Raw genomic sequence first — 16,655 nt, forward strand, 5'->3', positions numbered from 1 at the left:
GATGACTTCGTCGCCACCGTTGCGCAGGTTCTCCGACCTGCTCTACCGCAAGCCGAACCTGTATCTGTCGATGTTGCTGGTGCCGCCGCTGCTGTGGTTCGGGGCGATCTATCTGGGCTCGTTGCTGATGCTGTTGTGGCAGGGTTTCTACACCTTCGACGACTTCACCATGGCGGTGACGCCTGACCTGACGCTGGCCAATTTTGCCGCGCTGTTTCAGCCCTCCAATTTCGACATCATCCTGCGCACCCTGAGCATGGCCATCGCCGTGTCGATCGCCAGCGCCATCGTCGCGTTCCCGATTGCCTACTACATGGCGCGCTATACCACGGGCAAGACCAAGGCGTTTTTCTACATCGCCGTGATGCTGCCGATGTGGGCCAGTTATATCGTCAAGGCCTATGCGTGGACGTTGCTGCTGGCCAAGGGCGGCGTCGCGCAGTGGTTCGTCCAGCACCTGGGGCTGGAGCCGGTGTTGCAGTTAATTCTGGGGATTCCCAAGGTTGGTGGCAGCACGTTGTCGACCTCGCATCTGGGGCGGTTCATGGTGTTTGTCTATATCTGGTTGCCGTTCATGATTCTGCCGATCCAGGCCTCGCTGGAACGTCTGCCGCCGTCGCTGCTGCAGGCTTCGGCCGACCTCGGTGCCAAGCCGCGTCAGACCTTCATGCAAGTCATCCTGCCGCTGTCGATTCCGGGGATTGCCGCAGGTTCGATCTTCACTTTTTCGCTGACGCTGGGCGACTTCATCGTGCCGCAACTGGTCGGGCCGCCGGGTTATTTTGTCGGCAGCATGGTGTACGCGCAGCAGGGTGCGATTGGAAATATGCCGATGGCCGCGGCGTTCACCCTGGTGCCGATCGTGCTGATCGCGGTTTACCTGTCCATCGTCAAACGACTGGGGGCTTTCGATGCACTCTGACGCTTCAGCACAAGGGCGTGCGTCTCTGGGTTTAAAAATCGCAGCCTGGGGCGGACTGGTGTTCTTACACTTTCCGATCCTGATCATCTTCCTCTACGCCTTCAACACTGAAGAGGCCACGTTCAGTTTTCCGCCGAAGGGCTTCACCCTGCGCTGGTTCAGCGTGGCGTTTTCGCGGCCGGACGTATTGGAGGCAATCAAGCTGTCGCTGCAGATCGCCGCCATCGCCACGTTGATCGCGATGGTCCTTGGCACCTTGGCGTCGGCGGCTTTGTACCGGCGGGATTTTTTCGGCAAACAGGGCATTTCATTGATGCTGATCCTGCCGATTGCGCTGCCGGGGATCATCACCGGCATCGCTTTGCTGGCGACGTTCAAGACGCTGGGGATCGAACCGGGCATGTTCACCATCATCGTCGGCCACGCGACCTTCTGTGTGGTGATCATCTACAACAACGTCATCGCTCGCCTGCGCCGCACTTCGCACAGCCTGATCGAGGCCTCGATGGACCTCGGCGCCGACGGCTGGCAGACCTTCCGCTACATCATTCTGCCGAACCTCGGCTCAGCCTTGCTCGCTGGCGGCATGCTGGCGTTTGCGCTGTCATTCGATGAAATCATCGTCACCACGTTTACCGCCGGGCATGAACGCACGTTGCCGTTGTGGCTGTTGAACCAGCTCAGTCGACCACGGGATGTGCCGGTGACCAACGTCGTGGCGATGCTGGTGATGATGGTGACCATGTTGCCAATTTTGGGGGCGTATTACCTGACGCGCGGGGGCGAGAGCGTTGCCGGTAGCGGCGACAAATGAATAACGCCCTGTGGGAGCGAGCCTGCTCGCGAAGAGGCCGTCACATCCCGCATCGATGTTGCCTGACACACCGCCTTCGCGAGCAGGCTCGCTCCCACAGTTTTCAAACCGGTTTCGGCAGAACAATAGAGGACAAAACCATGCAAACCCGACTCTTGATCAACGGCCAACTGGTCAACGGCGATGGCCCTGCACAACCGGTGCTCAACCCGGCGCGGGGCGATGTGCTGGTGGACATCAACGAAGCCAGCGAAGCCCAGGTCGATGCCGCCGTGCGCGCCGCCGACAACGCTTTCGCCGAGTGGTCGCAAACCGCGCCGAAAGACCGCTCGCGGCTGTTGCTCAAGCTCGCCGACGCCATCGAAGCCCATGGCGAGGAACTGGCGAAACTGGAATCCGACAATTGCGGCAAACCCTACAGCGCCGCACTCAACGACGAGATCCCGGCGATTGCCGATGTGTTCCGTTTCTTCGCCGGCGCCAGCCGTTGCATGAGCGGTTCGGCCGCTGGCGAATATTTGCCCGGACACACTTCGATGATCCGTCGCGATCCGGTCGGGGTGATCGCCTCCATCGCGCCGTGGAATTACCCGCTGATGATGGTCGCCTGGAAAATCGCCCCGGCGCTGGCCGCCGGTAATACCGTGGTGCTCAAGCCGTCGGAACAAACCCCGCTGACGGCGTTGCGTCTGGCCGAACTGGCGTCGGACATATTCCCGGCCGGTGTACTCAATCTGGTGTTCGGCCGGGGCGCTACCGTCGGCAGTCCACTGGTCAGCCATCCGAAAGTGCGCATGGTGTCGCTGACCGGTTCGATCGCCACCGGGTCGAACATCATTTCCAGCACAGCCGACAGCGTCAAACGCATGCACATGGAACTGGGTGGCAAGGCACCGGTGATCATCTTCGACGACGCCGACCTCGACGCGGCGGTGGAAGGCATTAGGACCTTCGGTTTCTACAACGCCGGGCAGGACTGCACCGCCGCGTGCCGGATCTACGCGCAGCAAGGGATTTACGACAAGTTCGTCGAGAAACTCGGCGCGGCGGTCAGCACGATCAAATACGGTGTGCAGGATGATCCCTCCACCGAGCTGGGCCCGCTGATCACCGCACAACACCGCGACCGCGTCGCCGCTTTCGTCGAGCGCGCCGTCGCGCAGCCGCACATTCGCTTGATCAGCGGCGGCAAGGCTGTCGAAGGTAATGGCTTCTTCTTCGAACCGACGGTACTCGCCGATGCGCAGCAGGACGACGAGATCGTCCGCCGTGAAGTGTTCGGCCCAGTGGTTTCGGTGACCAAATTTACCGATGAAGCACAAGCGCTGGAGTGGGCCAACGATTCCGACTACGGCCTCGCCTCCTCCGTCTGGACCGCCGACACAGGCCGCGCGCATCGTCTGTCAGCTCGGCTGCAGTACGGCTGCACCTGGGTCAACACGCACTTCATGCTCGTCAGCGAAATGCCCCACGGCGGTCAGAAAATGTCCGGGTACGGCAAGGACATGTCGATGTATGGGCTGGAGGACTACACCACGGTTCGGCATGTGATGTTCAAGCACTGAGGGCAACAACTTCCGAGCAGGCTGGCTTCCACAGAGGAAACGCATTCTAAATGCCGGAGCCAGCCTGCTGGCGATTGCGGCAGCCCCCATTAAATAATCAGGAGGGCGTAATCAACTGGACCGAGGGGAAGTAATTACGATACCGCTTGGAATCCCTGGTTAACAACGGCAGCTTCTTCACCGCTGCATGTGCTCCGATAAAGAAATCCGCCAGCACGTTTTGCTTGCCACCACCCACTTTCCGGTAGCGTACAAACGCCTTGCCGGCCAGAAAAAGTGCAGGCCGCGGAATTTCCTGCACGACCAGCCCTAGCTGATTAACCACCTCATCCAGGGTCTCGAAAGTTGAGAACGTCTGCGACAGTTCTGCGTAAACGATTGGGTTAATCACCAGATCATGGATCAATGACTGCGACCGGAGTTGCTGAATAGACCATTCAGCCCAAACAGGATCGTCCTCCAGAACGTCGATCAATACGTTGGTGTCGACCAGAACCATCAATCATCACCCCGAAGTAACGCCATCAAATCATCGGTTCGCCACTTGATGTCCGCCTTGCCACGAACCGCATCAAATCGATCCGGTGCCGTTGTCTGCTCTCCAGCGTGTCTGGCACTGTGCAAAACCACTTCGCCCTGTTCATTGACACTGAACTCAACGGCCGAGCCCGGCGTCAGTTGAAGGGCGTCACGTATTGGTTTCGGAATAGTGACCTGGCCCTTGCTCGTCATGGTTGTCGTCATGTGGTGCTCCAAGAGTATTACTCGTATGAACAACGTAATACCTGCTACCGGGATCTGCAACCGCCACATATTGTAGGAACTCTCCCCTCAACTCGAAGGAAACGCCTACTTCAAAACCTGCCTGCATGCCCTCCATTGAACTGTGGCTAACGCGCGATGTGTTCGCTTCAAAAAAAGGGGGCGGGCTTTGCAACCCGCTCCCTTTTCAGTTTTCACGTTAGAACCGCGAAACACTCCGCATCGCATCCACCAGATACCTCATCGCAATCCGGTCATTCTCGGAAAGCTCTCGATAACGTTCAACCAGCTTCAATTCTTCCGAACTGAGCCGGCGTCTTCTGCGCCCGAGGCCCAAGCAAGGAAAGATCCCTAACATTTCGGTGATGCCGTGTATTTTTGCCATGGACGATGTCCTTCTCTGATGAGTCAAGAAACTGCTGAACCTCACATCGCCCTGCCTCTTTTGAGCAGTGTCGTGTGCCCCGCCGACACGAAGGCTTGTATCCGGTCTTGCCCATAGAATAGGAATTAAATCGGCGCTGAAAAGCAGTTTTTAGAGTAATTAATCGAAAAAAGCAGTTATACCCTTTAAATCAGAGGACCCTGTCAGAAAAATTACAGACATGTCTTGTTTCATTGCCAGCTGACGGCACGCAAACAAGGCTTTTTGCTCGACAATCGAACCGATTAAGCTAGCGGGCATCTGTTTATAGTCCGTTGCGTTTGGCCGAAGGCATGACCGAACCGTAATTTCCGATCCGCTACGTGCCAGGAACGGCACGGGATTGCACACGACAGGTTGTATATATGCATCGCAGGAATTTGCTCAAAGCGTCCATGGCCATTGCGGCTTACACCGGTCTTTCGGCCACTGGCCTGCTGGCCACGCGTGCCTGGGCGGCCAATGGCGGCGCCGCCGATGGCGAGGCGCAGGCGTTCGATTTCGAAGCGCTCAAGCGTCAGGCCAAGCAACTGGCCGGCAGCGCCTATCAGGATACGAAACAGGTATTGCCGCCAACCCTGGCGACGATGACGCCGCAGAATTTCAACGCGATCCGCTATGACGGCGAGCATTCATTGTGGAAGGAAAACAAGGGTCAGCTGGACGTGCAGTTCTTTCACGTCGGCATGGGTTTCCGCCAGCCGGTGCGCATGTACAGCGTCGATCCAAAGACGCGCCTGGCGCGCGAGGTGCATTTCCGCCCGGCGCTGTTCAATTACGAGAATACTTCGGTCGACACCCAGCAGTTGAAAGGCGATCTGGGTTTCGCCGGGTTCAAATTGTTCAAGGCACCGGAACTGGATCGGCATGACGTGGTGTCGTTTCTCGGCGCGAGTTATTTCCGTGCCGTCGATGCGAGTGGCCAATATGGCCTGTCGGCGCGCGGACTGGCGATCGACACCTACGCCAAGAAACGCGAAGAATTCCCCGACTTCACCAAATTCTGGTTCGAGACGCCGGACAAGAACGCCACGCGTTTTGTGGTCTACGCCTTGCTCGACTCGCCGAGCGCCACCGGTGCCTATCGCTTTGATATCGATTGCCAGGCCGAACGCGTGGTGATGGAAATCGACGCGCACATCAATGCGCGTACCGCCATCGAACAGTTGGGCATTTCGCCGATGACCAGCATGTTCAGCTGCGGCACCCACGAGCGGCGCATGTGCGACACCATTCACCCGCAAATCCACGACTCCGATCGCCTGGCCATGTGGCGCGGCAACGGCGAGTGGATCTGCCGCCCGCTGAACAACCCGGCCACCCTGCAATTCAACGCCTTTGCCGACAAGGATCCGAAGGGCTTCGGTCTGGTGCAGACCGACCACGAATTCGCCAACTATCAGGACACGGTCGATTGGTACAGCAAGCGCCCGAGCCTGTGGGTCGAACCGACGACCCCATGGGGCGAAGGCTCGATCGATCTGCTGGAAATCCCTACGACCGGCGAGACCCTGGATAACATCGTGGCGTTCTGGACGCCGAAGAAACCGGTGGCTGCCGGCGATTCGCTGAATTACGGCTACAAGCTCTACTGGAGCGCCTTACCGCCCGTGGGCACGCCGTTGGCGCGGGTGCACGCGACCCGTTCCGGCATGGGTGGTTTCACAGAGGGATGGGCGCCGGGCGAGCATTACCCGAAGGTGTGGGCGCGACGCTTTGCCGTGGACTTCACCGGTGGCGGTCTCGAGCGCTTGCCGCAGGGCACCGGGATCGAACCAGTGGTGACCTGCTCGAACGGCAAGGTGCAGGACTTCAGCGTGCTGGTGCTGGATGACATCAAGGGATACCGGATCCTCTTCGACTGGTACCCGACCAGTGACAGTGTCGAGCCGGTGGAACTGCGCCTGTTTATCCGCACCAATGACCGCACGTTGAGCGAAACCTGGTTGTACCAGTACTTCCCGCCGGCGCCGGACAAGCGCAAATACCCTTGAGGATTTGAGGCGCCAGATGGGGCCTCATCGCGAGCAGGCTCACTCCTACAGTGGATCGCATTTCAAATTGTAGGAGTGAGCCCGCTCGCGATAGCGCCAGACCAGGCAACCGATGATTTTCAGGACACAAAAAAGCCCCGACCCTCACCGGCTCGGGGCTTTTTGCTTTATCTCGACTGACTCAATCCCGCAAATCAGACTCATGAATCGGCTGATCCCGGTGCGTCGCGCGCTGATACTGCGCCGGCCACACCGCTTTGCGCCCGCCCAGATCATCATCGGCATGCAGCGGCCAGTACGGATCACGCAGCAATTCCCGGGCAAGGAAAATGATATCGGCCTGACAGGTACGCAAAATATGCTCGGCCTGCGCCGGCTCGGTAATCATGCCTACGGTGCCAGTGGCAATGCCTGACTCTTTACGCACCCGCTCGGCAAAACGCGTTTGATAACCCGGCCCGACCGGGATTTCCGCATTGGCCGCCGTACCGCCCGAGGACACATCAATCAGATCGGCCCCCAGCGTGTGCAGGCGCCGCGCCAGCTCCACGGTTTCATCCGGGTTCCAGCCGTCTTCCACCCAGTCGGTGGCGGACACCCGAACAAACACCGGCAGCTCTTCCGGCCACACCGCCCGCACCGCTTCGGTGACTTGCAACACCAGCCGGATACGATTTTCGAACGACCCGCCGTACTGATCCTGGCGCTGATTACTCAGCGGCGAAAGAAACTGGTGCAGCAGATAACCGTGCGCAGCATGCACCTCGACCACGCTGAAACCCGCCGTCAATGCGCGTTTGGCGGCATCGACGAAAGCCTGAATGACGGCGGCGATCTGCCCTTCATCGAGCTGTTTGGGTTGCGTGTGCTGCGGATCGAAAGCGATCGGCGACGGCCCGACCGGGGTCCAGCCACCCTCTTCGGGTTTGACGCTGCCGTGCTTGCCGATCCACGGCCGATGGGTGCTGGCCTTGCGTCCAGCGTGGGCCAATTGAATGCCGGCGACTGCGCCTTGGGAAGTGATGAAGCGGGTGATGCGTTGCAGCGGTTCGATCTGTTCGTCGTTCCACAGGCCAAGGTCTTCGGCGGTGATCCGCCCGTCGGCCGTTACCGCCGTGGCTTCGGTAAACACCAGACCGGCACCGCCCACCGCGCGACTGCCCAGGTGCACCAGATGCCAGTCGTTGGCCAAGCCGCCGACGCTGGAGTATTGGCACATCGGCGAGACGGCGATGCGGTTGGGCAGGGTCAGTTGGCGCAGGGTAAAAGGTTCAAGCAGCAGACTCATGGGGCACCTCTCGAATCAGTGGGCAGGCTCCAGGGTTCTGTTTGAAAAGTCGACGAGTGACAGAAAAAGGTGCGGCACCCGCCCCCGCGGGCAAAAATTCGACAAGACGTCACAAGGCCAATCAAGCAGTGCTTAGAGCCTAGTCGACAACGCGGGAAGAAGGAGGGTTCAGAGTGATTCAGTGTGTGAAGGACGCTTTCACGAGCAGGCTCGCTCCCCCAAGGACAACACCGGACCTGTAGGAGTGAGCCTGCTCGCGAAGGGCTTAACGCGGTTCAATATGAGCAATCATCAACTGCACAGTCTCATTGCCACGAAACTCGTTCACATCGAGCTTATAAGCCAGTTCCACCCACTGAATCGTCGGATTTGGCCAGACATCACGATCAATACCAAACGCAATGCCATCGAGCTTCACCGAGCCACATTCGCTTTTGAGCACCACTTTCAAATGCCGCTCGCCAACCACGCGCTGCTCGACCAACTGAAACACGCCATGAAACACCGGTTCCGGAAAGTGCTGGCCCCACGGCCCGGCATGGCGCAGCGCGCGGGCCAGTTCGAGGTGGAATTCTTCGACCGCCAGGGTGCCATCGGTGAGCATGCGTCCGGTCAGGTCGTCTTCGCGAAGTTGCCGGCGCACTTCGGCGTCGAAGGCCTCGGCGAACAACGGAAAATTCTCCTGCGTCAGGGTCAGACCGGCCGCCATTGCGTGGCCACCGTATTTGGCGATCAGATTTGGATGCTGGGCGGCGACCACACTCAGCGCATCGCGGATATGGAAACCCTGCACCGAACGACCCGAGCCCTTGAGCAGGCCATCGCCGGCATCGGCGAACGCAATGGTCGGACGGAAATAACGTTCTTTCATTCGCGAGGCGAGGATGCCGATCACGCCTTGGTGCCACTCCGGGTCGAACAGGCACAGACCAAACGGCATCGACTCCACCGGCAAGTCCTTGAGCTGCGCCAGCGCTTCACGCTGCATGCCCTGCTCGATGGATTTACGGTCCTGGTTCATGCCGTCCAGTTGCGCGGCCATTTCCCGGGCCAGATTGGCATCGCTGGTAAGCAGGCATTCGATGCCCAGACTCATGTCGTCCAGACGCCCGGCCGCGTTGAGACGCGGGCCGACAATAAAACCCAGATCCGTAGAGGTGATACGCGCGGCGTCACGCTTGGCGACTTCCAGAATCGCTTTGATCCCAGGTCGCGCCCGCCCGGCGCGAATCCGCTCAAGCCCCTGATGCACCAGAATGCGGTTGTTGGCATCCAGCGGCACCACGTCGGCGACGCTGCCGAGCGCCACCAGATCGAGCAGTTCGCCGATGTTCGGTTGCGGCTTGCTCTCGTACCAGCCGAGGCTGCGCAGGCGCGCACGCAACGCCATCAGCACGTAAAAAATCACGCCGACACCGGCCAGCGCCTTGCTCGGGAATTCGCAGCCCGGCTGGTTCGGGTTGACCAGCGCATCGGCCTGCGGCAACTCATCGCCGGGCAGGTGATGGTCAGTGATCAGTACTTTCAGGCCGGCGCGTTTCGCCGCGGCCACGCCTTCGACACTGGAGATGCCGTTATCCACGGTGATCAGCAATTGCGGCTCGCGGGTCAGCGCGACGTCGACGATTTCCGGGGTCAGGCCATAGCCATATTCGAAACGATTCGGAACCAGATAATCGACATGGGCCGCACCCAACAGACGCAAACCCAGTACGCCAACGGTGCTGGCCGTGGCGCCGTCCGCATCGAAGTCGCCGACGATGAGGATGCGCTGGCGTTGCTCCAGCGCGGTCACCAGCAGGTCGACGGCGGCACCGATGCCCTTGAGTTGCTGGTACGGAATCAACCGCGTCAGACTCTTGTCCAGCTCGGCCTCGGACTGCACGCCCCGCGCCGCATACAGGCGGGTCAGCAGCGGTGGCAGATCACCCAGAAAGGGCAGCGTGGCGGGCAATTGACGAGGTTCGATACGCATGGGGTGACGGAGACTTCTCTTGGTTACGTGGGATTATTCCGGTGCTGGCGCAGGATCAGCCGCGCTCACCTTGCAGCCATTGCAACTGGACTTCGTGCTGACCGCGGTCATCGGTGACGAAGACCGTGCCTTCGCTGATCATCACGTCCCACTTGATCACGCGCGGCATGTCCTTGGCCAGGGTTTCCAGCACTTCCTGCGGGACGGCGGCGATGTTGACGTTTTTCAGGTTCTTGATCGCCGGAATCACCTTGGTCTCCCAAACGCGCAGGCTACCGTAGGCCAGCAGGCTGGTGCGCTCGGTGCGGCGCGAGCACCAGGTCAGGCGATCGGAATCCGGCTGGCCGACTTCGATCCAGTGCAGGACGCGGTCGTCCAGGCTTTTTTCCCACAAGGCCGGTTCATCGACGTCCGACAGACCACGGCCAAACGACAACTGCTCGTTGTACCAGAGGGCGTAGGCCAGCAGGCGCACGGTCATGCGCTCTTCGGTTTCCGAAGGGTGACGGGCGATAGTCTGCTTGACGCTCTCGTAGACGCTGCGGTCGAGGTCGGTGAGGTTCAGTTCGAATTTATAGGTAGTGGACGGCTGGGCCATGAACGGGCTTCTTGATACGAGGAAAGTCGGCAAGTCTAACCGATGCGGTAGGCAATCATCGAGTTGATGGCGATCAAGCTGCGGCGTCTGACGGCCGGCTATGTTAAAACGCTGTATCCGCTCAGCCTTGTCCTACAGGATCTCGCATGCCGTTCACCAGCAAACCGCTCTCGGGTCTGAAAGTCATTGAATTGGGAACATTGATTGCCGGGCCGTTTGCCTCGCGTATTTGCGGCGAGTTCGGCGCCGAAGTGATCAAGATCGAATCACCCGACGGTGGCGACCCGCTGCGCAAATGGCGAAAGCTCTATGAAGGCACCTCGCTGTGGTGGTTTGTCCAGGCGCGCAACAAGAAATCGCTGACGCTGAACCTGAAGCACCCGGACGGTCTGGCAATCCTCAAACAACTGCTCGGCGAAGCCGACATTCTGATCGAAAACTTCCGCCCCGGCGTGCTGGAAAAACTCGGCCTGAGCTGGGACACCCTGCACGCGCTGAACCCGAAACTGGTGATGGTGCGCCTGTCCGGTTTCGGCCAGACCGGGCCGATGAAAGACCAGCCCGGTTTCGGCGCGGTCGGCGAATCCATGGGCGGTTTGCGTTACATCACCGGTTTCGAAGACCGGCCGCCCGTGCGCACCGGGATTTCCATCGGCGACTCGATTGCCGCGCTGTGGGGCGTGATCGGCGCGCTGATGGCGCTGCGGCACCGCGAAGTCAACGGTGGCCTCGGCCAGGTTGTCGATGTCGCGCTGTATGAAGCGATTTTCGCGATGATGGAAAGCATGGTGCCGGAGTTCGATGTGTTCGGCTTCATCCGCGAGCGCAGTGGCAACATCATGCCGGGCATCACGCCCTCCTCCATTCACACCAGCGCCGATGGCAAGCATGTGCAGATTGGTGCCAACGGCGATGCGATCTTCAAACGCTTCATGCTGATCATTGGTCGTGAAGACCTGGCCAACGACCCGGCGCTGGCCAGCAACGACGGACGCGACAGCCGCCGCGACGAGCTGTACGGAGTGATCGATCGCTGGGTCAATTCGCTGCCACTGCAAACCGTGCTCGACCTGCTCAATCAGGCCGAAGTGCCGGCCAGCCGGATTTTCAGCGCCGAGGACATGTTCAGCGATCCGCAATACCTGGCGCGAGAAATGTTCCTGCATGCGAAATTGCCCGACGGCAAGGATTTCAAGATGCCCGGCATCGTGCCGAAACTGTCCGAGACACCCGGCAGTTCCGAATGGGTCGGACCGCAACTGGGTGAGCACAATGCGCAGGTACTCCAAGACCTTGGCTACGACGAAAAGCAGATCGCCAGGTTACGCGAAGACGGAGCCATTTAAGCTGAAGCGCCGACTGCCCTCGCCTGCCAATCGCGCCCGGTCCGGGTGGACGTGGCGGCTGTTCGGCTTGCTGTGCCTGCTCACGCTGTCAGGCGCAGCGCAGGCAAAACCGACGCTGATCTGGTTGTTGCGCGACCTGCCGCCGATGACCATTTTCGAAGGCCCGAAAAAGGGTCAGGGCGTCATCGATCATTTGCTGCCACAGCTGATTGCCGGGATGCCGCAATACGAGCACACAATGCTGCGGGTCAATCGCGCCCGCGGTTTGCAAATGCTTCAGGAACACTCGTTTGCCTGCGATCCGGCGCTTCTGTGGAGCAAGGAGCGTGCGCAGTGGATTGTCTATTCGATACCGGCGATCCGCGCCGTGAGCAACGGTCTGGTGGTGCGCAAAAAGGATCGCGGCGTTCTCGCGCCGTACCTGGTGGAAGGTGAAGTCGATCTGGCGGCTTTGCTTGCGGCGCCTGAGCGCAAGGTCGGCATCGTCGCCGAACGCAGCTATGGCGAGGTCATCGACAGCCTCTTGCAGCAGGCGCCGCGCGGCGCCTTGACGCCACACTACGGCAACGACGCGCTGAGCAACCTGCTATCGATGCAGCGTCTGGGTCGTTTGCAGGTGGTGCTCGGTTATTGGCCGGAGATCCGCTATCAGGCCACGCAGGCGCAGATTGCCGAGGATGAACTGGCGTTCTACCCGATTCGCGGTACGCAGAAATATCTCTCCGGGCATGTGGCGTGCTCCAACTCCGCCGAAGGACGTCGGGCCATCGCCGAGATCAACGGTCTGCTGCGCACCCTGCCCCACGAACCGCTCAATCAGCTGTACGCCGATTGGCTCGACCCGGAGCGGCGGGCGGACTATCTGCAACAGGCCCGCGTATTTTTCGACCACCAGGCCGCGCAATGAATAATCGCAGGCAAAAAGAAACCCCGAGAAGTGGGGAGACGACTCGGGGTTAAACGTGGCCTACATAAAGACCCGTAGCAGCAAGCGACAAGCACCGGAGCACAATGCTTGATCCTGCTGTTATGGGGTCTGACTGACAGGAATGCAGGAAGGTTCCCACAAAAAAAATTTCATCTTTACAGCGCTGCCCGCTTGTCCAGCGCGGCGTTGCGCAAGGCCGCGATCACGCAGGGTTCGAGCCGGCCTTCAGCGATCAGCACGTCACGGTGCAGACCATCGACGACATCGGTCAGCAGGCGCTTGTCGGTCAATTGCGCCTGATTGAATTCGCGCTCCACCACGATGGCGCCGTGACTGTTCTTCAGCGTCACCAGGCATTGGCCATGGCGGCCGCTGGGGGTCAACGAAACCTGATACGGGCTCAGAGCCTCACCGAGCAATAGACTGATACTTTCCATCTCGATCTCCACTCAATAGTCCGAAAACTGTGCGCCTGGGGCGTGTACACCATAAATGACCACCGGCCCGGGAAGAAAGTTCTGCGTATCGATTGCCTCCCTGTCGCAGGGTCACCGGTCTGGCAGAGCATGCCCGGCGAAGATGACAGAAAAACTGCCATACGCTTTACACACCGAGTGGCGATGCTGCCGCGCTCAGATAACTGTCGAGCAAACCTCGCATCAGCACTGCCGATACCGGCGTCTGCAGGCGCCCCAACAAACGCACGCCGTGCTCGTCCAGCAGTGGCTCGAGATCATTGAGCAGACTCGGTGCGACAGCCCCCAGCAGAATCACTGCACGCGCTTGCTGGCGAGCCGCCAGGTGCTGCATCAGCGCCAGGCCATCACCGCCCTTCAATTGCGGATCGCAGATGGCAATGTCGACCACGCCGCGGTATTCCAGCGACCCCAAGGCCGCTGCCAGCGACGGTGCGGTGAGGACGTCATAGATGCCGACGGCATTGAGCATCTGGTGCAACGCCATCAGCTGGAACGGATTGGGTTCAAGTATCAGGACTTTAAGCGAGCGCATAAGCGACCTCTGGAGCGACAATCGCGGACTCTCACCGCAGTGGTTGTCACTCTAGGCCAGCCGTCCTAAGCCTCCCATCGGAAAAGTAGCCGCGTCTTATAGGACATTTCCCATCTTCATTGTGGACACTGACACCCGCTCTCCGCCCGGCGCTGAGAGATGTCCGTCCAGCCGCCCAACAACCCGCGCAATTTGCCATCGGCGCTGTAGAACGGCACGGTCCATTGATAGACCTCGCGCGGGCCGTTATTGAACTGCAAGCGGCGTTTGCTGAAGCGCGACTTGCGCGTGCGCAACTGCAGCATGAACTCCTCATGGAGCATCAACGCCGTGGCTTCGGGCAGCGTGTCGAGTTCGATCAGCAAGCGCCCGGTGACCTGATCCAGGCGCACCGACAGCGCCTCCTCATAGCTGCGGTTGCAGGTGATCAGGCGCCCGTGCAGATCGCGGACGAATACCGGGTCAGGCAAGGCGTCGATCAATGCGTGCTGAAACGCCAGTTGATCGCCCAGATCCTTTTCCGCCGCACGGCGCAGCTTGATCACCGCCGTCAGCCGCCGATTCCACACCAGTGACAGCAAACCGAACACGCCGAGCCCGCCCATGGCCCAGCACGCCCATTCGAGCAGTTGCTGGCCGACGCCGGGCACGGGCACCGGTGCTATTCCTTCCAGCCATTTCAAGCGGATCGCGCGCAGCTCGGCAGGCGGAAAGGCCTCCAGAGCCTTGTTGAGAATTCCCAAAAGCTCCGGCATACCTTTGCGCACCGCGAGGTTGTCCGCCTCCCACTTGCCCTCCACCAGCCCGCCGACCTTGAGCAGACCCAACGGGTAAAGCTGCGCGCCGATTTCATTTTCGATGGTGGCGTAGGCTTCGCCGCTTTCGACCAATGCTCGCGCCTCGGCGTAGGTCTTGACCGAATGAATCTCGATGGTCGGGAAGTCGCGCCTGATCGTGTCTTCCAGGGCATGCCGGGCCGGCAGCACCAGCCTGCGTCCGGCCAGTTGCTCGAAAGACTCCAGCCGCGGCGCTTCGGCGCGTCCGACAAAAACCCACCCCGCCCCACCGAAGGCGTGGCTGTAATCGAGAAACGCCTTGCGCTCCTCACTCACGGCCAACGTCGTACTGATATCCGCCGCGCCGCTCTGCAGGCGCTCGAGCATGTGATCGGTGGAGAACGATTCCTGGTGTACAAACTGCAAGCCGGTCATCGCCGTCACCCGCTTGAGCACATCGTTGTTCAAACCGCTCCACTGGCCGTGTTCGTCCTGAAACAGATACAACGGGTATTGCAACGACGCCACGGTGACCGTGGGGTTATCGCGAATCCACTCGCGCTCGTGTGCAGCCAGTTCGACGGGCTGTACGTTGTGCGCCGCGGCATCGCCGTGCAGCGTCAGTTGCGCCGCCACGCTGCAACGCATCAACCCCAGCAATCCGCACAACAACACCCCAATCAGTGCCGGTTTCAAACCTCTATCAAACAGCATTGCCACTTCCTTCGTGATCGACTCACCCGTCCTGCGTGGGTGAAAACCCGAGCAGTGTGGCAGCGAAAACAAAAAAGCCCGTCAGGAGACGGGCTTCAAAATGTGACAGCTTTTAGGGGCTTACAGGGGCTTGCCGCGGTTGCCATGCTGGCTGACAAAGGCCTGTACGGCTTTCAGCTCGTTCGGCAAAACGGTGCAGCGCTCGTTTCGCTCAAACAAATCAGAAAGATGTGCAGGCAGTTCGAGCGCTTTTCCTACACCGGCTTTCTCTACTGCATCGGGGAATTTAACCGGATGCGCAGTGCCGAGGATCACCATCGGGATGTCCAGGCTGCGACGGCATTCGCGCGCGGCCTTGACGCCGATTGCGGTGTGCGGATCCAGCACCTCACCGGTCTGCGCATAGACTTCGGCGATGGTCTCGCAGGTTTGCGCATCGTCCACCGCCAGCGAATCGAACAGTTTGCGCGCTTCGGTCCAGCGCTCCTGTTCAACGCTGAAACCGCCGCCCTGCTTGAACGAGTCCATCAACCCGGCGATCGCCGCACCGTTGCGACCGTGCAGGTCGAACAGCAAGCGTTCGAAGTTCGACGAGACCATGATGTCCATCGACGGCGACAGCGTGGCGTGCAGGGTTTCCTTGACGTACTGGTTGCCGCTCATGAAGCGGTGCAGGATGTCGTTGCGGTTGGTGGCGACGATCAACTGGTTGATCGGCAGGCCCATGTTGCGCGCCAGGTACCCGGCGAAGATGTCGCCGAAGTTGCCGGTCGGCACCGAGAACGACACCGAACGCGCCGGCCCGCCCAACTGCAGCGAGGCGTGGAAGTAGTAGACGATCTGGGCCATGATCCGCGCCCAGTTGATCGAGTTCACCGCCACCAGACGTGTGCCTTTGAGGAAGCTCTGGTCGGCGAAGCTGTTCTTGACCATTTCCTGGCAGTCGTCGAAGTTGCCTTCGATGGCGATGTTATGGATGTTCTCGCCAACGATCGTGGTCATCTGCCGGCGCTGCACTTCCGAAACCCGGTTGTGCGGGTGCAGGATGAAAATGTCGACGTTTTCGCAGTGCTTGCAGCCTTCGATGGCCGCCGAACCGGTATCACCCGAGGTAGCGCCGACGATTACCACGCGCTCGCCGCGCTTTTCCAGCACGTAGTCGAGCAGGCGACCCAGCAGTTGCAGGGCGAAGTCCTTGAACGCCAGGGTCGGGCCGTGGAACAGCTCCATCACCCATTCATTGCCGTTGAGCTGACGCAACGGCGCCACTGCGCTGTGGGCGAAGACCGCGTAGGTTTCTTCAAGAATCTTTTTGAAATCGGCGTCGGGAATGCTGCCGGTCACGAACGGGCGCATCACCCGGAAGGCCAGCTCGTGATACGGCAGACCGGCCCAGGAAGCGATTTCTTCCTGGGTGAAACGCGGCAGGTTTTCCGGGACGTACAGACCGCCGTCCGTGGCCAGACCGGCCAGCAGGACTTCTTCGAAATTCAGGGCCGGTGCCTGGCCGCGAGTACTGATATATCGCATTTTTTTCA

16 protein-coding genes are annotated in these 16,655 nt (G+C 60.1%); 6 read left to right on the top strand and 10 right to left on the bottom strand.

The window, feature by feature from the left end:
- Position 1 precedes the first annotated feature (1 nt).
- The 3 genes from J3P75_RS22485 (at position 2) to J3P75_RS22495 (ending at position 3,301) form a co-directional block, all read left to right on the top strand.
- Complete coding sequence (locus tag J3P75_RS22485; RefSeq protein WP_434711357.1) at positions 2 to 922, top strand: ABC transporter permease; 921 nt, start codon at positions 2 to 4, stop codon at positions 920 to 922.
- Positions 912 to 1,736, top strand: coding sequence for an ABC transporter permease (locus J3P75_RS22490; protein WP_434708233.1), 825 nt, complete (start codon positions 912 to 914; stop codon positions 1,734 to 1,736). Before J3P75_RS22485 ends, J3P75_RS22490 begins: the two co-directional genes overlap by 11 nt.
- A gap of 140 nt (positions 1,737 to 1,876) precedes the next feature.
- The gene (locus tag J3P75_RS22495) at positions 1,877 to 3,301 is read left to right on the top strand and encodes a gamma-aminobutyraldehyde dehydrogenase (protein ID WP_434708234.1); all 1,425 of its coding nucleotides are present in this window, start codon (positions 1,877 to 1,879) and stop codon (positions 3,299 to 3,301) included.
- 97 nt (positions 3,302 to 3,398) lie between these two features.
- On the opposite strand, the gene J3P75_RS22500 is transcribed toward J3P75_RS22495, so the two are convergent.
- The 3 genes from J3P75_RS22500 to J3P75_RS22510 all read right to left on the bottom strand — a co-directional run bounded on the left by J3P75_RS22500 (position 3,399) and on the right by J3P75_RS22510 (position 4,448).
- The gene (locus tag J3P75_RS22500) at positions 3,399 to 3,800 is read right to left on the bottom strand and encodes a type II toxin-antitoxin system VapC family toxin (RefSeq protein WP_332762742.1); all 402 of its coding nucleotides are present in this window, start codon (positions 3,798 to 3,800) and stop codon (positions 3,399 to 3,401) included.
- Positions 3,800 to 4,045, bottom strand: coding sequence for an AbrB/MazE/SpoVT family DNA-binding domain-containing protein (locus tag J3P75_RS22505; RefSeq protein WP_093106915.1), 246 nt, complete (start codon positions 4,043 to 4,045; stop codon positions 3,800 to 3,802). Before J3P75_RS22505 ends, J3P75_RS22500 begins: the two co-directional genes overlap by 1 nt.
- Positions 4,046 to 4,262: 217 nt before the next feature.
- The gene (locus tag J3P75_RS22510; protein ID WP_208938597.1) at positions 4,263 to 4,448 is read right to left on the bottom strand and encodes a hypothetical protein; all 186 of its coding nucleotides are present in this window, start codon (positions 4,446 to 4,448) and stop codon (positions 4,263 to 4,265) included.
- A gap of 404 nt (positions 4,449 to 4,852) precedes the next feature.
- Between J3P75_RS22510 and J3P75_RS22515 the strand changes: the two genes are divergently transcribed.
- A complete protein-coding gene (locus J3P75_RS22515; RefSeq protein WP_434708235.1) occupies positions 4,853 to 6,481 on the top strand; it encodes a glucan biosynthesis protein D in 1,629 nt (542 codons plus the stop codon).
- A gap of 181 nt (positions 6,482 to 6,662) precedes the next feature.
- Here the strand turns inward: J3P75_RS22515 and J3P75_RS22520 are convergent, their stop codons facing one another.
- From J3P75_RS22520 to J3P75_RS22530, 3 genes are all read right to left on the bottom strand, one after another.
- Positions 6,663 to 7,769: an NADH:flavin oxidoreductase/NADH oxidase gene (locus J3P75_RS22520; protein WP_434708236.1), complete on the bottom strand. Its 1,107-nt coding sequence runs from the start codon at positions 7,767 to 7,769 to the stop codon at positions 6,663 to 6,665.
- Positions 7,770 to 8,034: 265 nt separating this feature from the next.
- The gene (recJ, locus tag J3P75_RS22525) at positions 8,035 to 9,744 is read right to left on the bottom strand and encodes a single-stranded-DNA-specific exonuclease RecJ (protein ID WP_434708237.1); all 1,710 of its coding nucleotides are present in this window, start codon (positions 9,742 to 9,744) and stop codon (positions 8,035 to 8,037) included.
- Between the two features lie 55 nt (positions 9,745 to 9,799).
- Entirely contained in the window at positions 9,800 to 10,342 is a 543-nt protein-coding gene (locus J3P75_RS22530; RefSeq protein WP_434591968.1) for a YaeQ family protein, read from the bottom strand.
- Between the two features lie 146 nt (positions 10,343 to 10,488).
- Between J3P75_RS22530 and J3P75_RS22535 the strand changes: the two genes are divergently transcribed.
- A complete protein-coding gene (locus J3P75_RS22535) occupies positions 10,489 to 11,688 on the top strand; it encodes a CaiB/BaiF CoA transferase family protein (protein WP_434708238.1) in 1,200 nt (399 codons plus the stop codon).
- Positions 11,615 to 12,595: a TIGR02285 family protein gene (locus tag J3P75_RS22540; RefSeq protein ID WP_434708239.1), complete on the top strand. Its 981-nt coding sequence runs from the start codon at positions 11,615 to 11,617 to the stop codon at positions 12,593 to 12,595. Before J3P75_RS22535 ends, J3P75_RS22540 begins: the two co-directional genes overlap by 74 nt.
- Before the next feature lie 176 nt (positions 12,596 to 12,771).
- Here the strand turns inward: J3P75_RS22540 and J3P75_RS22545 are convergent, their stop codons facing one another.
- The 4 genes from J3P75_RS22545 to thrC form a co-directional block, all read right to left on the bottom strand.
- Positions 12,772 to 13,053, bottom strand: a complete 282-nt coding sequence (locus J3P75_RS22545; protein ID WP_203420876.1) for a DUF3509 domain-containing protein — start codon at positions 13,051 to 13,053, stop codon at positions 12,772 to 12,774.
- A 166-nt stretch (positions 13,054 to 13,219) separates the two neighbouring features.
- Positions 13,220 to 13,627: a response regulator gene (locus tag J3P75_RS22550; RefSeq protein ID WP_434708240.1), complete on the bottom strand. Its 408-nt coding sequence runs from the start codon at positions 13,625 to 13,627 to the stop codon at positions 13,220 to 13,222.
- A gap of 116 nt (positions 13,628 to 13,743) precedes the next feature.
- Positions 13,744 to 15,117 carry a transporter substrate-binding domain-containing protein gene (locus J3P75_RS22555; protein WP_434708242.1) on the bottom strand — a complete coding sequence of 458 codons (1,374 nt, stop codon included), beginning with the start codon at positions 15,115 to 15,117 and terminating at the stop codon, positions 13,744 to 13,746.
- A gap of 120 nt (positions 15,118 to 15,237) precedes the next feature.
- Complete coding sequence (thrC, locus tag J3P75_RS22560) at positions 15,238 to 16,647, bottom strand: threonine synthase (protein WP_090281925.1); 1,410 nt, start codon at positions 16,645 to 16,647, stop codon at positions 15,238 to 15,240.
- Positions 16,648 to 16,655: the final 8 nt, after the last annotated feature.

It is taken from the genome of Pseudomonas sp. R1-1 (assembly GCF_051132135.1).
Classification (GTDB): Bacteria; Pseudomonadota; Gammaproteobacteria; order Pseudomonadales; family Pseudomonadaceae; genus Aquipseudomonas.

What these genes read in the sequence shown, in the direction of transcription:
- J3P75_RS22550 (WP_434708240.1), bottom strand. Translation starts at nt 13,627, where the DNA reads ATGCGCTCGCTTAAAGTCCTGATACTTGAACCCAATCCGTTCCAGCTG.
- J3P75_RS22510 (WP_208938597.1), bottom strand. Translation starts at nt 4,448, where the DNA reads ATGGCAAAAATACACGGCATCACCGAAATGTTAGGGATCTTTCCTTGC.
- J3P75_RS22540 (WP_434708239.1), top strand. Translation starts at nt 11,615, where the DNA reads ATGCGCAGGTACTCCAAGACCTTGGCTACGACGAAAAGCAGATCGCCA.
- J3P75_RS22495 (WP_434708234.1), top strand. Translation starts at nt 1,877, where the DNA reads ATGCAAACCCGACTCTTGATCAACGGCCAACTGGTCAACGGCGATGGC.
- J3P75_RS22485 (WP_434711357.1), top strand. Translation starts at nt 2, where the DNA reads ATGACTTCGTCGCCACCGTTGCGCAGGTTCTCCGACCTGCTCTACCGC.
- J3P75_RS22515 (WP_434708235.1), top strand. Translation starts at nt 4,853, where the DNA reads ATGCATCGCAGGAATTTGCTCAAAGCGTCCATGGCCATTGCGGCTTAC.
- J3P75_RS22545 (WP_203420876.1), bottom strand. Translation starts at nt 13,053, where the DNA reads ATGGAAAGTATCAGTCTATTGCTCGGTGAGGCTCTGAGCCCGTATCAG.
- J3P75_RS22490 (WP_434708233.1), top strand. Translation starts at nt 912, where the DNA reads ATGCACTCTGACGCTTCAGCACAAGGGCGTGCGTCTCTGGGTTTAAAA.
- recJ (WP_434708237.1), bottom strand. Translation starts at nt 9,744, where the DNA reads ATGCGTATCGAACCTCGTCAATTGCCCGCCACGCTGCCCTTTCTGGGT.
- J3P75_RS22505 (WP_093106915.1), bottom strand. Translation starts at nt 4,045, where the DNA reads ATGACGACAACCATGACGAGCAAGGGCCAGGTCACTATTCCGAAACCA.
- J3P75_RS22555 (WP_434708242.1), bottom strand. Translation starts at nt 15,117, where the DNA reads ATGCTGTTTGATAGAGGTTTGAAACCGGCACTGATTGGGGTGTTGTTG.
- J3P75_RS22500 (WP_332762742.1), bottom strand. Translation starts at nt 3,800, where the DNA reads ATGGTTCTGGTCGACACCAACGTATTGATCGACGTTCTGGAGGACGAT.
- thrC (WP_090281925.1), bottom strand. Translation starts at nt 16,647, where the DNA reads ATGCGATATATCAGTACTCGCGGCCAGGCACCGGCCCTGAATTTCGAA.
- J3P75_RS22535 (WP_434708238.1), top strand. Translation starts at nt 10,489, where the DNA reads ATGCCGTTCACCAGCAAACCGCTCTCGGGTCTGAAAGTCATTGAATTG.
- J3P75_RS22520 (WP_434708236.1), bottom strand. Translation starts at nt 7,769, where the DNA reads ATGAGTCTGCTGCTTGAACCTTTTACCCTGCGCCAACTGACCCTGCCC.
- J3P75_RS22530 (WP_434591968.1), bottom strand. Translation starts at nt 10,342, where the DNA reads ATGGCCCAGCCGTCCACTACCTATAAATTCGAACTGAACCTCACCGAC.